Below are 14645 nucleotides of genomic sequence, written 5' to 3' on the forward strand. Positions count from 1 at the left end.
ATAGGTTGTTATCAAACCTTTTATTTCTTCAATTGCTCCAAAATCACCTCAATTGCTTTATCCAATTGTTTCTGATTCCCTTCCATCCTATCAACAAAATTTTCATCCACACGAATATCCGGGCTTACTCCTTCTTTCTCCAAGTTTCTACCATCCAATGTATAACAACCCCATGAAGGAAGTCTATAGAATGATCCATCCACTAAGCCTTGACCTGAAGTGAAAATAATCCAGCGATAGGTTTCAGTTCCTATGATTGTCCCCAAGCCCAATTCTTTAAATCCTTGAGCAGTCATTTCGGCATCAGAAAGTGATTGCTCATTTATCAATAGAACGATTGGCTTGTCTGCAGGAGAAAAATTAGGCTGATTAGTCAAGGCCCCGTCTCTGTATTTCCATTGTAAATAAGACCTCTGGCTCAAAAACTGAAGCACTGGGTCATGCACATTTCCTCCTGTATTGTAGCGAAGATCTAAAATCAAACCATCCCGGTTTCCTTTGTTTGAAACCATGTATTCCAGAAAATGCTGCAGCTCTCCTCCACTCATATTTTTCATGTGGACATAGGAAATTTTATCTCCAGTCTTCTCATCTACATAGGCCTCATTGGTATCCATCCATTCATCATACAACCAAGTTTTCATGGCATTGTATGAGGTCGGGTGAACCTTTACATTGACTTTCTCTCCGCCTCTTAAGAATGTCATTTCCAATTCATCATCCATGGAGGCCGCTACAAAATAAGAATTCCTATTTTTTGACTTATCCACATTAATTCCATTCACTGCAATCAGCTCATCACCGGTTTTTACTGGAATCTGATCCAGATCAAGCGGGCTGTCTTTGATTACTTTATCCACAATGTATGGGGCATCATTTTTAAATGAAATTCCAGTCTCCATACTTCTACTTCCCAAGTAGATTTTATCTTCATCGCCATTGGAATTAAACCCAAAATGAGAAGTATTCAACTCTCCCAGCATTTGGTTGAAAATCACAGTTAAATTGTCTCTGCTGCGCAAATAAGGCAAAAATTTAGCATACCGATCTCTCAGTTCTTGCCAATTTTCACCGTGAAAATCTCCATCATAGAAATTTTGCTCCATGCCAGCCCAAGCCTCATAATACATTTGTTCAAACTCATCTCGTAGGTTTTTCGAGAAGGGTTCAGACAATTTGATCTCTTCGGTTTTATTACTATTTGGGTCAAAAGTATGGACTTTTCCACCGGCAAGAAGGTACATTTTATCCTTCGATTGAACGATATCAAAGCCTCCCATTCGTTGGTCACTGACCTTTTCTGTCTTTGGTCTTTCGAAGTCTTCTAAGGTAGTTTTCCACATTTTAGAAGTCCCTTCATCATGATTTGAAGTATAGAAAACCATTGTTTTTCCACCCTTCTGATACACATATGGGTTTGATTGCTGTCCGAAAGTTGGACCTATCAATTCCAGCCTATCCATGAAATCCGATCCAGAAATCTTGACAGTAAAAGCATCCTCTTTTTTATCCTTATCGTCTTTTTCCTTTGTCGCAAAAAGTTCATCAATCTCATCAGACTTAAATAGCTCGCCAAACTTTTCTAGCTTCATCCGATAGATATGTGCTTCCTCCGTTCCATAAGGATAGCTGGCATGTGTTCGATCTGTAGAGAAATAGACATATTTCCCATCGGGAGACCAAACTGGATTAGTTTCTGTCACCAAGGTTTCTGTCAAATTCATGGATTTTTGGCTCGGCCGATGATAAACCATTACCTCTCTTTCAAAATTCCTGATCGGAGAATAGACGATGTATTGATTGTCCGGTGAAAAATAGGCATTGGGTGTGTAGAGCCCCCATAATTCATCCTCAACCAAGGTTTTACTTTCCATTGATTTCAAATCAATTTCCCTGATCTCATTCCTGCCGCTGACATACACACCGAGTGTTCTATCCTCATTCAATTCCAGATTTCTATTTTTATCCACATCGTTTGTCATCTGCTTTTCTTCACCTGGGCTTTGAGCGGAGATTGTAAACAGATTATGGTAACCTTTCACAGTTCTGGTGTATAACAGGGTTTTATTATCAGCCAGCCATTTTACTTCCTCTACAGCCTCCTTTGGATTGGTTGGGATTTTCTTGATGAACTTTCCTTTGATATCAGAGATAAACAAAACTCCTCGAGAGACGAAAGCAAGCTTTTCACCATCAGGTGAAACATCAAAGTTGCTTACATTTCCACTAACTTCTCGGGAGATTTCCTTGCCCAGGGTTTGATTTTGAAACAGGGTAAAAGCAGGCTTGCTTGTTTCTCCTGATGCGACATCATAAACGTGAATCTGGTAATCTTTTTGAAATACTACTTTTTTTCCGTTTGCACTGACTTTTGGCCACATGACTGAACTTGTAAAATCAGTCAATTGAGTTTTTGTAGCTGACTTGAATGTGTACAGGTTGTATTCACCATTTGCCTCATCAGACATAAAATAGACTGTACCTTTCTCATCAATACTTACCCCAAAATCCTTTCCCTCGTAATCAGTGTATTGCTTGTATGCTTTGGTTTGAGGGTTATAAGACTTGATATCAGGATTGTATTCTCCTTTGTATCGTTTGCGATGTGCAAAATTTTTGCTTTCCCAGCTTTCATTAAAAAAGATCTCTCCAGTAGTTGGGCTTTCAGCGGTATTATGAATTGTATTGAAATAATTAGGGAATAAGCGCTTTGGTGTGGATCCATCAAGATCTATCTGAAAAGCAGTATATCGGTTGTATCGATCTGAGGTGAAATAAATGCTTTTGCTATCCCAACTCCAGGATTCCACTTCATCTGTAGCTTCATGATAAGTCAATTGCTGAATTTCCCCTCCTGCCAAAGGCATCACAAATACATCCCGGTTGCCAAATTGCTCCCCAGAAAATGCCAACCATTTTCCATCTGGAGAAACCGAAGGATCGGTTTCCTCCCCTTCCATGGCTGTCAATCGGACAGCTTGTCCTCCCTCGGTAGGTACTTTCCATAAATCTCCTTCATAACTGAAAATAATAGTTTCTCCATCAGGTGTGAGAGTCGGATCAAAAGTGAAGTAAGAAGATTCTGAACTTTGGGCAGATGCTTCGTAAAATCCAAATACTAAAAACAGAGCAAAGAAGAGCTTTTTCATTTCTTGGTGGTTTTTAAATCAGTCTATTAAAGTTAAAAAACAGCAAACAATAAAAAAGCCTATCCGGCATGGATAGGCTTCTTGCAATAATTTAAAGAGATCTATTACATGGAAGGCATGATCACAGTATCAATCACATGCACTACACCGTTGTCAGCTTCAATATCAGCTGCGGTTACATTTGCATTGTTGATCATCACTTTTCCATCCATGATAGTTACTTTTACAGAACTTCCTTCTACAGTTTTAGCCATTTGACCATTTTTTAGGTCAGAAGACATCACTTTGCCAGGTACTACGTGATAAGTAAGAATTTTCACCAATTGTGCCTTATTTTCTGGCTTCAATAGGTTTTCCACTGTTCCAGCTGGAAGTTTCGCAAATGCATCGTTGGTTGGAGCAAATACAGTAAAAGGTCCATCACCTTTCAAAACATCTACTAAATCACCAGCTTTGACAGCTGCAACAAGCGTAGTCAAAAAATCTTGCGAAATAGCTAGATCAACAATATCCGCATCGATTTTTGTCTCATGGACAGAATTAGACTTTGGAGTAAAAGAAGACGCAACAATCAGAAGCGTCAACATCAATAATGTTCCTAATTTTTTCATAATAGTTAATTGTGATAGTTATAATGGTTTAATAGTCTATCAACAAACTGTGTAAGTAATTGTTTTTCAATTTTGTAAATGAGTTTTAAATGCAGGGTCTTGGGACTCTCTTGAATCAAGAGAAATCATTGTGTGAATCTCTTCCAAAGAAAATTCTGATATTTAAGTATGCAAATCAAATTGATCGCCATAGGCAAAACTGACAATCAGGCCATTCAAAGCCTCATTGATGAATACAGCAAGCGGCTGAATTTTTACATCAAGTTTGAATTTGAAATCATCCCCGATCTGAAGAAAACCAAATCGCTTTCTGAAATTTTGCAAAAAGAAAAAGAAGGAGAATTAATCCTGAAGAAGCTAAGTCCATCGGATGATTTGATTTTGCTGGATGAGCGCGGGAAAAGTTATAGCTCCATGGATTTTTCTGAATTCATCCAAAAAAAGATGAATTCCGGTTTGAAACAATTGATTTTTGTCATTGGAGGTCCATACGGATTTTCGGAGGCAGTTTATTCCAGAGCTAATGGAAAACTGTCTATTTCCAAGATGACTTTTTCGCATCAGATGATCCGCCCATTTTTTATAGAACAGCTTTATCGAGGCTTCACAATACTCCGAAACGAGCCTTACCACCACGAATAAGTCAAATTTTATTACTCTAATGTTAAGTTTTGGATGATTTTGTTTGCTAATGTTACCAAATTGTTAACTTTACGTAATAAGATTAACATAGGCTTCATGCGAGATGAAACATATGATCCTCACATATTTAACTTTACTCGGGCTAAGCAGCTTTGTTTTTGCCCAGGAAAAGGTATATCAAGAGGAAAATCTATTTTTTGAAACAGATACTGAAAAGCAAATCTGGGACAGTGATCAAAAAGATCCATTAAAACTTTTTACAGCTGTAAAAGCAGATGAGGTCCGTCCGGAAAAATGGGAAGCCTTGGTTCAGGAATTGGACGAAAAAAGGCTTAAAACCAAAAAAGACTTAAACTTCCTCCGCGTTTTATTCCAAAAGTCACATCAAAATCTTTTGAAGAGTTATGTGCAGCATTCCACTTTCAATGAAATGCTGAAAGAAGGCAAGTTTGATTGCGTAAGTGGTTCCGCCACATTGGGGATGTTGTTGGATCGCTACAAATTTGATTATGACATAGTGGAAACCGATTATCATGTTTTCATCCTTGTCAGATTAGATGGGAAAAACATCATATTGGAGAGCACATTGCCAATCGGTGGAATGATTACAAGTCCATCTGAGGTTCAAGCGTATTTGGACAGCTATGCGCCCGTTGAGTTCGCCCAGCTTGGTTCTTTGACACAACGACTTGGTAACTCTACCATTGACTTCTCAGACCACGCAATATTCAGAAAAGTATCCCTTGTCGAGCTGGCTGGGTTACAATATTACAACGACGCAATTACCCATTTCAATTCTCAAAAATTCGGACTTGCCTCAAAGCAGCTTTCAAAAGCATTGCTACTATATGATTCTGAAAGGATCAAAAACTTGCGCGAACTTGCAATTGAGCAAGCTTATAAAGTATATGGCTACGACGTAAAATAAAAATGGCTTCCCTTTGCGAGAAGCCCTTACTCCTTTTTATCAATCACCCCAATCAATTTAAGGAGTCAAAAAAATACCCCAAATCAAAGTAGAAATACCAGTATAAAGGCTAGTAGCGCAACAATTCGAATGATGTCGATAAATGTCTTCATTCAACTTTTAATAGTATCTCCTTTCCAAATGTAAAATGCTTTCTATCCAAGGCCTATACGACAAATGCCCTATTTCTAGGGCATTTGGTATTTTTTAAAGTTTGATTAATGGTGATGATGTCCATCTGGCCCATGAACATGGCCATGGTCAATTTCCTCTGGCTCAGCATCTCGGATAGAAATAATCTTACCATCAAATTGTAAATCATGTGCTGCCAATGGAGGATTGAAATCCATGTGAACTCCCATATAATCGATTTTGATGATTTCCCCTTTAATCTGGTTGCCTTTGTCATCCTGCATTGGAATAACCGCACCCACTTTAAGCATATCTTTTTGCTTCTTTCCTTCCTGCTTGAAATTTGATTTAGGGATTATGGTTTTTCTTTCTTCGTAATAATCTCCGTAGGCATTTTCGAAGTCTATAAAAACAGAAAATTCATCTCCTACAGATTTTCCTGCCAATGCTTCTTCAAATTTTGGAAAGACTGCGCCGGTTCCAAAAAGAAAAAGAAATGGCTGGTTTTCCGGAACCTGCTCAAAATCTACCATTCCTGATTCGCCATCATCTACTTTTAGATTGTAAGCGACTCCTACTACTTTGTTTTTTTCTACGATCATTTAATGAAAGATTTTATCTGAATAAGTATGCAACACCAAGTTGACCCACAAAATTCTTTCTATCATACCCAGGCACAAAATATTGGTCAGGTTGATTTTCTAAGAACCATTTGTAGTTAAGTGTATTGACATATTGCATTTTGGCGCTCAAAAGGAAGTCTCCCAACTTCCAGTCCCCCACAAGTGAAGGAACCAAGTCTACATACTTGTTTCTCCAATCTTTGGAAGCTTCATATCTGAAATAATAGAAGTCATTGTTATAAACGATTCGCTCCATTTGGAATCCGATTCGGTTCATTTTATTAACCCATGCAAACTCCACAAAAATCACATTGCTACCAGGTCCATTTCCAGCTCCCAAAACCTGTCCATTGTGCGTATAGCCATCTTTGACATGGTCATGAATATACCAGGTCTTTAAATCCCGGATATCTTCTCTGATTGTTTGGCCAGTTTGGGTCATTTCCGAACTGATCTGGAAATAATGCCCAGGCTTCTTCAAAGCCATCAAATGAGAAAATCCAAAAGTAAAAGCTCTACCTGATTCTGGCTCAATCATAAAATCTCCCAAACGACGGTTATTATCACGAGTGCCATATTCGCCATAGAACTCAAAATGACCTTCTGGACTTAACCATCTAAAAAACCCTGAGCTAAACTGCTGTCTTTTATCCCGAATAGGGTCAATCACATTTTCAAGACCTTTTCTACCGTTAAAAATCGGAATGATGTCGCCCAGAGCAGATACATCTTTTCTATACACATGATTTACAGAACCATATCCTAGAAACAAGCCAGGAACCCATTTTGGCTGGTAAGTAAAAACCAATCCAGATAGGAATCTTTTACTGTCTTCTGGTTTCGGGACATAAACTGGATTTTCCTGAATGGAATAATCTGATAATGGAGGTAAAAATCCGCTAGAGTTTAGGAATCCACCTATAAACTGACCCTCAAAAGATCCTATTTTAGTTTGGATTGGCTTTCTTGTATTCGCTGTAAAATGAAGAAAACCAGGGGCATTATTTCCTAACAAAAGAGAGGTTCTTCTTCCTGGTCCCCACCATAAATTTTCAGTTGATATACCTAAAGAAACATCCTCAAAGTTGTACCGAAGACTAGATTGCCCACCATAAATTTTATTATAACCCGAATCTCCAAACCGTTCCGGCATATCGATTCGGTTCATGTATTCATAATAGAATAAGATCGTTGCCTGATGTTCAATTGGGAATCCTATGTAATCCTTGTTTTGAGCCAATAACAGTTCTGGCTGAAGCTGAAGACTCAATTTTCCAAAAGAAGCATAGATTCCAGTACTTACTATTGCCTGCATTCCGCGATTCGGGATGAAAGCTCCATCATTAACTCCGAAAGCATAGGTTGAATTATATTGGGTTTTTAGAACAGCAGGAAGCATCAAAAACTTTCCTTTGCCTTCCTTCCCAAAATATCTATGAACTGGCGAGGTGTCCATATCCACCACGGAACTATCCACGTCAAACCCATGCTGTATTCCAAAAGCTTCCGCTGGATAAAGCGGACGAATCATAAAAGAGGAACTGGAATCAACCAATCCTAAAAGTTGCGCTCTTCGGAGATAATTATCCAGAAGAGGCATTCCAACTGGAACTGTCTGTCCCAATACTTGCTCAGCACCTAATACAAGAATAAAAAGGAAAAATAAGCGGCTAAATTTTCTCACAAGTTTCTTCATTGGATTATTTCAGTGTGAGTGCTTTAATTTCAATTTTCGAAATAGACCAAGATTCATCACAAACAGGGTCCGGCGTATTATTAGCCACTAAATCTGAATTCATGTAGATCCTAGCATTTGGATTACTATGGTCTATGATTTTAGAAATGCTGTACCTGGTAGAATAATTATTGAATGCCCCAAAAAGACAAAGACCAGGCAAATTTGTTTGAGTTGCCCCGGATTTTGGAACATTTTGGCGATAGATATTATCAGGATATGATTGGTACAAACAATAAGTAGATTCACAAGGTGAGTTAGAAAAAGTAGTCCGGAAAACTTCCAGATTATCTACCCCAAAAAACCACTGATCAGGACCACCTATTCCATCATCAGGATTTCCATCCCAAGAATCATGAACGATTATATCAATCGTTATTTTCAACAAATTATGCGAAGGCAAATCACTAACATTAACTGCCACCTCTTCATTATGGTAAAATCCGGCTAGAGTATCATTTCCAAATATGAATAGTTTCCCATTTTCAAATCCTGCCAGATTTAAATCTGAAAAATCATTTGAATAAACTATCGTTTCAGACTCTAGCGTATCGGTGCAGGAAGAAAGAACACTCAAGAAAATCAGAACTGGAATTACAAGCCAAGTCCTAGACCAATTGCGAAATATCATGAAATTGAATTTGCAGATAAAAACTTCAGCCACAAAGAAACAAAAAAGCAGCCAAACGAGGATTATCTAAACTTTCCTAATTTTCTAAGGGAGAGTAATAAGTAATCTATATTTTTGAAAAAAATTAGATTTTGAGTTATGGGCAATTTTACCATTGTTGCTGGGGCAAGACCAAATTTTATGAAAATTGCTCCAATCATTCACGCACTTCAAAAACAGCAAAAAGAAGGGGTTAATGTAAAATTTCGCCTAGTCCATACTGGCCAGCATTACGATAAAAAAATGTCTGGTGATTTTTTTGAGCAGCTGAATATCCCAGAACCAAATGCGAATCTAGGTGGCGGAGGCGGCACTCAAGCAGAACAAACTGCTGCAATCATGGTCGCATTTGAAAAGGAACTGATGGAAAACAGACCGGATTTGGTCTTGGTAGTTGGGGATGTTACCAGCACTTTGGCCTGTTCTATCACAGCCAAAAAACTCCAAATAGATGTGGCTCATGTGGAAGGTGGAATCAGATCTGGAGACCTTACCATGCCAGAGGAAATTAACAGAATGGTGACAGACAGTATCACTGACCACTTTTTTACAACTTCAGAAATCGCCAATTCTAATTTGAGAAAGGGTGGGTTTTCAGAAGACAAAATTCATTTTGTGGGCAACACTATGATTGATACACTAATGGCTCAAATGCCGAGATTTCAAAAGCCTGAAGGAGAAGTTTTCGAAAATTTAGAGCCCGGAAACTATTTTGTAATGACCATGCACCGGCCAGCCAATGTAGATCAAGAGCATTCTTTGAAAGCAATGATCGATGCAATTTTGGAAGGTACTGGTGGCCTGCCTATTATTTTCCCGGTACACCCAAGAACCGCCAAAAACCTACAGACAATCGGCATCGACGCCAGTAATTTGATCATGGTAGAACCTTTGGGTTACTTGGAATTTAATTACTTGGTCAAAAATGCAAAAGGAGTCATTACCGACTCGGGAGGAATCACAGAAGAAGCCTCAGTTATGAACGTTCCCTGTATCACTTTAAGAGATAATACAGAAAGAGCGGAAACTATCCATCTTGGCACTAACGAACTCGTAGGAACAGATCCAGCTAAACTAAAACCTTATTTGGAAAAAGTAATGAAAGGTGATTGGAAAAAGTATCAGGGAATTCCTCTTTGGGATGGTAAAACCGCAGAGCGAATCGTCAAAATCCTGGTCGATAAATATCCAAACTAGCATGAAATCCAAGGAAAGAGTAAAGCAGCTGGTAGAAGAATTACAACTACTTCCACATCCGGAAGGAGGCTTTTATAAAGAAACTTATCGTTCCTTGGATTTAGTTAAAACACCTAGTGGCGAACGGAATCTCCGCACTGTAATTTACTTTTTGTTGACTTCCGAAAATGTCTCCAAATTCCATCGAATCAAAAGTGATGAACATTGGTTTTGGCACGAGGGAAGTGCACTAACTATTCATATTTTAGAGCAAGGTCAGCATCAAAAACTTTCTTTAGGTCCGGTTACTCTTTCTCAATCTTTCCCACAACATCTTGTGCCTGCAGAAAAGATTTTTGGCAGTACTGTAGATGAGGAGGACAGCTATGCTTTGGTTTCTTGTGTGGTTTCTCCAGGATTTGATTTCAAGGATTTTGAGCTATTTAACAAAGAAGATTTACTCAAAGAATTTCCAAATCAGGAGGCAATTATTTCCAGATTGACATAAAAAAAAGGCTCCAAATTGGAGCCTTTTTAATCATTATGGTAGTTGGATATTTTAGAATGAGAAAGCTAATCTCATTGTAATTTTTGTTCCTGGAGACAATCTTGTAAAGATCTGATCTTGTGCTTCATACGATCTGAAGACCATTTCCTTTTTGTCATTCAACAAGTTTTGGATTCCAAATCCAGCTTGGATACGCTCGTCAGCACCAAATGACTTGTTTACATTCAAATTTAAGCTGTGGAATGGTACAGAATAAGTATCAGTTCTGTTACCGAAACCTACATAATTCAATGTAGATCCTTGTACGTTGTAGAATACACCTGCCTCAAGTCCATTTACAAAAGACTGGTAACTCAAACCAGTGTTGATGATGTAAGGAGCCTGACCTGCCATATCTCTGGTGTCTTTGATCTCCTGACCTTCTCTTGCAGTTAATGTTCTGGATCTGAATTCCGATTCAGACATTTTGATCTGAGATTTAGTCACAGTCACGTTTGTATTCCAGTTGAAGTTTTCAAGCTTAGGAGCGATGAACTTCAATGATTTTCTGAATTCAAATTCCAAACCGGCAACTGTTCCATTTCCTACGTTTCTAGGCTGGAAAGCTCCTGGATCAGAAAGGAACTGAACCATTTCAATAGGCTTCTCAAAAGTTTTGTAGAACGCACTTACAGAGAACATTTGACCTCTATCCTGGAATGCTTCCCATCTTACGTCAAAGTTGTTGATTCTTGTAGAAACCAAGTTCCCATCCCAAAGAACCTCAGAACCACCATTTGTAGTTTCTGGGTAAAGGCCACCGATAAATGTTCTACCTGTGATTGGATCCAAGATCTCAGCATAAGACAATTCTTTGAAAGAAGGTCTTGCAATAGTTCTTGAAGCAGAGAATCTCAAATTCTGCTTTTCTCTCAAGTTATAAATCAAGTTGACAGTTGGGAAGAAATCCAAATCGTCCAACATGGTCACTAAATCATAATTGATTGTTCCAGTCTGGTTAGTACCAGTGTAGAATTGGTTGAATTTTTCTACTCTAAGACCAACGATCGCTTTCAGGTTAGCAGCTGGATTAGCCTCCACAGATGCATAACCCGCTACATTGGTAGCAATTGATTCGTATTTGTTAGGGTTGATTGGAATAAAATCCGCATTGTATCTAACACCGTTTCTGTTATCCGCTGCGAAAAGGTTTTCATCTATCAAGATCTCGTTTGGATTACCAGTGAATTCTGTATTACCGGTTGCAAACTGGAAGCTTTGAATGTCAAAATCTCTGTATTTGAACACGTAGTTTGTACCGAATTTCACTTTAGCATCTCTTTGGAATAAAGAGATTCCTCTTGCTACGTCCAATTTACCTACTACACTGTATTCTTCCAGATTTCTCCAGATTCTAGCAGGAAGACCAACTTCAGTAGAAATTGTGTTTTCAGGTACTCTGAATCTTGTAAATCTGATATCTGGATCCTGGATTGTTGATCTCGTAGGAGCCAATTTCCAGTTAACTTCCCAAGCTTTTCCGCTGAAATAATGCGTACCACCTAAAAGCACACTTGTTAGAGCTCTTTGGCTGTATTCTAGGTTGTATTGCTTTGCAGTGAAGTTTGCACCAAGGTTTGTGTTTTCAAAGTCAAATTCACCAGCTTTTGACTCACCATTCTGAAGGTGCATCAAGTTCAGTTTGAACTTAGAATTGTCAGTTTTCAAAGCAATTCCTGCCAATCCACCAAGCAATACATTATTTACACCGTAATCACCTTTTTGCTTTTCCAAAGCCTCAAGCTCTGTAGCGCTAGCTTCTCTTGGCTTTGCATATAAGTTGAATTCTGCATCTTGGTAGAATTCAGTCTCATTTTTATAAGTCAAAGCGAAATTATAACCCCAAGTAGCTCTTGATCTAGCGATTTGATTTCCCAAAGAGAAACTCACCCCTGCATCCATCAAACTATTTGATCTGTATCCGCCCAATGTTTTATTGAAGTCACCCAAGATTTGCTGGTATTCCATTCCCTTAGGACCATTTGGATTACCTACTGCATCACCATATTGAGGAATGTCAGTTCTGCCGTCTGTTGGGATCGCTCTTGTACCATCGTCAAAACCTAACCAATCTGTGCTTCCACCATCATATTTCAGATAGTTGGAATTAAAGTGCATCGACGGGTTAATTCCACCGCTCAAACTCAACTTCATGGATTTTTCCTCAGGAAAATCCTTTGTCTCAATATCTACAACACCACCTGTGAAATCAGCAGGAAGTTCTGCCGTGAATGATTTTGACACGATGATATTGTCAATCACGTTCGTTGGGAAGATGTCCATCTGGATAGAGTTTCTATCCGGATCAAGTCCTGGGATATCCACACCGTTCAAGACAGTTTTTGTATATCTGTCACCAAGACCACGTACATAAATGTATTTACCTCCTTCGATAGATACACCTGTTACTCTTTTTACAGCAGATGCTGCATCGCCATCACCAATCTGACGGAAAGTACTTGCAGAGATTCCATCCAATAGGTTGGCTGCATTTCTTTTCACAGACATCAAAGCAGATTCTGTGGTTCTGATAGCAGTAGCTGCGATCGTCACTGTTTCCAGTTCAGATGCTTCTTCAGCCATACTGATATCGTTGATTACATTCACTCCACCAGCTTTTACCTCTACACCAGTCAATTCGATGGTAGCATAAGAGATGTAAGAGATCTGAAGGGAGTAAGTTCCTGGTTCCACTTGAATCTCGAATTTTCCATCGAAATCAGTTACTGCACCAGTTGAAGTTTCTTTAACAAGAACAGAAACACCGAATAGCGGCTCTCCTGTGCCTTCTTCGAAGATAGTTCCTCGAATGGTTCCTTTTTGGGCAAAAGCAAATCCTGCAATTACCTGGGATAAGACCAGAATGATCAGGACAACTAGTGTTCTTCTCATGAACGGGTTTGTAGATTTATTTTTCATACAGCAAATTGATATTGACTTGTCATAGAAGTGGGAAGAAAGGCACCTTGCAAGGCCGTTCTTCCCTTTCTATTTTTTGTTTCTTATTTGAAGTCTGCCAATTGACCTGCGGCAGATGCCCAAGTCCAGTTAGCAAATGCAGCTTTATTAGCACCTACCGTGTTTGCACCAGCTGCAACAGTAGTAGCAAAATCAGCAGTACCAGCTTTGAATACAGTAGTCAAAGACACCCCATCAGCAAGAGTTGCCTGAAGATTCATGAATTTCAACTGGCCACCAGCGAAAGTCGCCAATGTTTTGTCACCGCTTAGGGAAAGATCACCTCTTCCATCTGTAGTCGCCGGATCAGCAAATCCGAAGAAGTAGATGTTTTCGAAAGTACCTCTTGCTCCATCTCTGAAGTCACCTAACTCAGCCACATTATTTCCTTTGATAGAACCGTTTTTCACTGTGTGACCTGCTACTGCAGAACCTTCTGGCCCATCGATTTCCAATGTATGGTCTGTTTCGCTACCTGCGATAACGATGAAGTTATCCAATGTTCCAGCCCAAGCTTGATCGGTATCCATACCATCATCACCAGCATTCCAAACCAAAGCATTCTTTACATTTACAGCACCGCCGAACCATTCGATTCCGTCATCCTGATTTGCGATTACTTCTACGTTTTCGATTACGGTTCCTGATCCAACTGCACCAAGAGTCAAACCGTTGATTTCGTTTCCTTCACCGATGTTAGCACCACCGTGACGAATTGAAATATATTTTAAAACACCAGAGTTATCAGCGTCGTTAGTTCCGCCATAAAGTCCATTTGTATCTGATGGTGGAATACCTTCAATTTGAATTTCTGTTACATCACCTGCAAAAGAACCTTTTGCATTTCCAAGGATGATCAATCCACCCCAAAGACCAGAAAGGTTTGGCTCTAGGTTTGGAGAAATAATTTCTCCTGGCTTGATTTCGTCAGCAACAGTTGTAAAAATGATTGGAGAAGTTGCTGTTCCTTGCGCATCGATTTTAGCACCTCTAGCGATGATCAATGCAGTTGCGTTAGAACCAGATCCTACCTCACCTTTTACAACAACACCTGGCTGAATCGTAAGGGTGTTACCAGAAGTAACCGAAATTCTACCACCTAAGACATAGGTCTTTCCAGTTTCCCAAGTAGTGTTAGATGTGATATTGGAAGAAACCAAAATACTATTAGAAGTATCTGGGTCCGTACCAGTTGATGGTTTGTCATTACCTTCAATACAGCTTGTAAATCCTATCACAATCGCTGAGAACATGAAGAATAAAGAGTTTAACTTTTTCATTGAGTTATTAATTGAATTGTGGTTTCGTCGTCTATTGATGATGCAAAACTGCTTCAATTAATCAGCACAAGAGAATTATTTGAATTATCCTTTTTTTAAAAAATTTGACAGAATTTAATATTGAATTAATAGATCAAACATAAAAAAAGGCTTCC

At 39.0% G+C, this 14645-nt stretch carries 11 protein-coding genes; 4 read left to right on the forward strand and 7 right to left on the reverse strand.

Features of this window, described 5'->3' with window-relative positions; translation table 11 throughout:
- Nucleotides 1–20 precede the first annotated feature (20 nt).
- Complete coding sequence (locus J0A69_RS01955) at nucleotides 21–3149, reverse strand: S41 family peptidase (RefSeq protein WP_206584827.1); 3129 nt, start codon at nucleotides 3147–3149, stop codon at nucleotides 21–23.
- A 104-nt stretch (nucleotides 3150–3253) separates the two neighbouring features.
- On the reverse strand, nucleotides 3254–3760 hold the full coding sequence (locus J0A69_RS01960; protein ID WP_206584828.1) for a fasciclin domain-containing protein: 507 nt from the start codon (nucleotides 3758–3760) through the stop codon (nucleotides 3254–3256).
- 168 nt (nucleotides 3761–3928) lie between these two features.
- On the opposite strand from J0A69_RS01960, the gene rlmH reads away from it, so the two are divergent.
- Both rlmH and J0A69_RS01970 read left to right on the forward strand, forming a co-directional pair.
- Nucleotides 3929–4402, forward strand: coding sequence for a 23S rRNA (pseudouridine(1915)-N(3))-methyltransferase RlmH (rlmH, locus tag J0A69_RS01965; RefSeq protein ID WP_206584829.1), 474 nt, complete (start codon nucleotides 3929–3931; stop codon nucleotides 4400–4402).
- Nucleotides 4403–4514: 112 nt separating this feature from the next.
- The gene (locus J0A69_RS01970) at nucleotides 4515–5330 is read left to right on the forward strand and encodes a type 2 periplasmic-binding domain-containing protein (protein ID WP_206584830.1); all 816 of its coding nucleotides are present in this window, start codon (nucleotides 4515–4517) and stop codon (nucleotides 5328–5330) included.
- Nucleotides 5331–5587: 257 nt separating this feature from the next.
- Here J0A69_RS01970 and J0A69_RS01975 read toward each other — a convergent pair whose 3' ends face one another.
- The 3 genes from J0A69_RS01975 to J0A69_RS01985 are packed head-to-tail and all read right to left on the reverse strand — an operon-like array spanning nucleotide 5588 to nucleotide 8490.
- Entirely contained in the window at nucleotides 5588–6103 is a 516-nt protein-coding gene (locus J0A69_RS01975) for an FKBP-type peptidyl-prolyl cis-trans isomerase (protein WP_206584831.1), read from the reverse strand.
- Nucleotides 6104–6116: 13 nt separating this feature from the next.
- Entirely contained in the window at nucleotides 6117–7820 is a 1704-nt protein-coding gene (locus J0A69_RS01980) for a capsule assembly Wzi family protein (RefSeq protein WP_236032589.1), read from the reverse strand.
- 4 nt (nucleotides 7821–7824) lie between these two features.
- On the reverse strand, nucleotides 7825–8490 hold the full coding sequence (locus tag J0A69_RS01985; protein WP_206584832.1) for a hypothetical protein: 666 nt from the start codon (nucleotides 8488–8490) through the stop codon (nucleotides 7825–7827).
- Nucleotides 8491–8628: 138 nt separating this feature from the next.
- Here J0A69_RS01985 and wecB point away from each other — a divergent pair, with 138 nt between their 5' ends.
- Together wecB and J0A69_RS01995 are read left to right on the forward strand one after the other, a co-directional pair.
- Nucleotides 8629–9726, forward strand: a complete 1098-nt coding sequence (gene wecB / locus J0A69_RS01990; RefSeq protein ID WP_206584833.1) for a non-hydrolyzing UDP-N-acetylglucosamine 2-epimerase — start codon at nucleotides 8629–8631, stop codon at nucleotides 9724–9726.
- Between the two features lies 1 nt (nucleotide 9727).
- Entirely contained in the window at nucleotides 9728–10213 is a 486-nt protein-coding gene (locus tag J0A69_RS01995; RefSeq protein WP_206584834.1) for a cupin domain-containing protein, read from the forward strand.
- A 51-nt stretch (nucleotides 10214–10264) separates the two neighbouring features.
- On the opposite strand, the gene J0A69_RS02000 is transcribed toward J0A69_RS01995, so the two are convergent.
- Entirely contained in the window at nucleotides 10265–13144 is a 2880-nt protein-coding gene (locus J0A69_RS02000; RefSeq protein WP_206584835.1) for a TonB-dependent receptor, read from the reverse strand.
- Between the two features lie 110 nt (nucleotides 13145–13254).
- A complete protein-coding gene (locus J0A69_RS02005) occupies nucleotides 13255–14490 on the reverse strand; it encodes a hypothetical protein (protein ID WP_236032591.1) in 1236 nt (411 codons plus the stop codon).
- Nucleotides 14491–14645: the final 155 nt, after the last annotated feature.

Origin of the sequence: Algoriphagus pacificus (assembly GCF_017254845.1) — a bacterium.
In the GTDB taxonomy this organism is placed as follows: Bacteria; Bacteroidota; Bacteroidia; order Cytophagales; family Cyclobacteriaceae; genus Algoriphagus; species Algoriphagus pacificus.

Coding starts and splice junctions, on each gene's coding strand:
- J0A69_RS01960 (WP_206584828.1), bottom strand. CDS start 3,760: ATGAAAAAATTAGGAACATTATTGATGTTGACGCTTCTGATTGTTGCG.
- J0A69_RS01980 (WP_236032589.1), bottom strand. CDS start 7,820: ATGAAGAAACTTGTGAGAAAATTTAGCCGCTTATTTTTCCTTTTTATT.
- J0A69_RS01970 (WP_206584830.1), top strand. CDS start 4,515: ATGATCCTCACATATTTAACTTTACTCGGGCTAAGCAGCTTTGTTTTT.
- J0A69_RS02000 (WP_206584835.1), bottom strand. CDS start 13,144: ATGAGAAGAACACTAGTTGTCCTGATCATTCTGGTCTTATCCCAGGTA.
- wecB (WP_206584833.1), top strand. CDS start 8,629: ATGGGCAATTTTACCATTGTTGCTGGGGCAAGACCAAATTTTATGAAA.
- J0A69_RS01985 (WP_206584832.1), bottom strand. CDS start 8,490: ATGATATTTCGCAATTGGTCTAGGACTTGGCTTGTAATTCCAGTTCTG.
- J0A69_RS01995 (WP_206584834.1), top strand. CDS start 9,728: ATGAAATCCAAGGAAAGAGTAAAGCAGCTGGTAGAAGAATTACAACTA.
- J0A69_RS02005 (WP_236032591.1), bottom strand. CDS start 14,490: ATGAAAAAGTTAAACTCTTTATTCTTCATGTTCTCAGCGATTGTGATA.
- J0A69_RS01955 (WP_206584827.1), bottom strand. CDS start 3,149: ATGAAAAAGCTCTTCTTTGCTCTGTTTTTAGTATTTGGATTTTACGAA.
- J0A69_RS01975 (WP_206584831.1), bottom strand. CDS start 6,103: ATGATCGTAGAAAAAAACAAAGTAGTAGGAGTCGCTTACAATCTAAAA.
- rlmH (WP_206584829.1), top strand. CDS start 3,929: ATGCAAATCAAATTGATCGCCATAGGCAAAACTGACAATCAGGCCATT.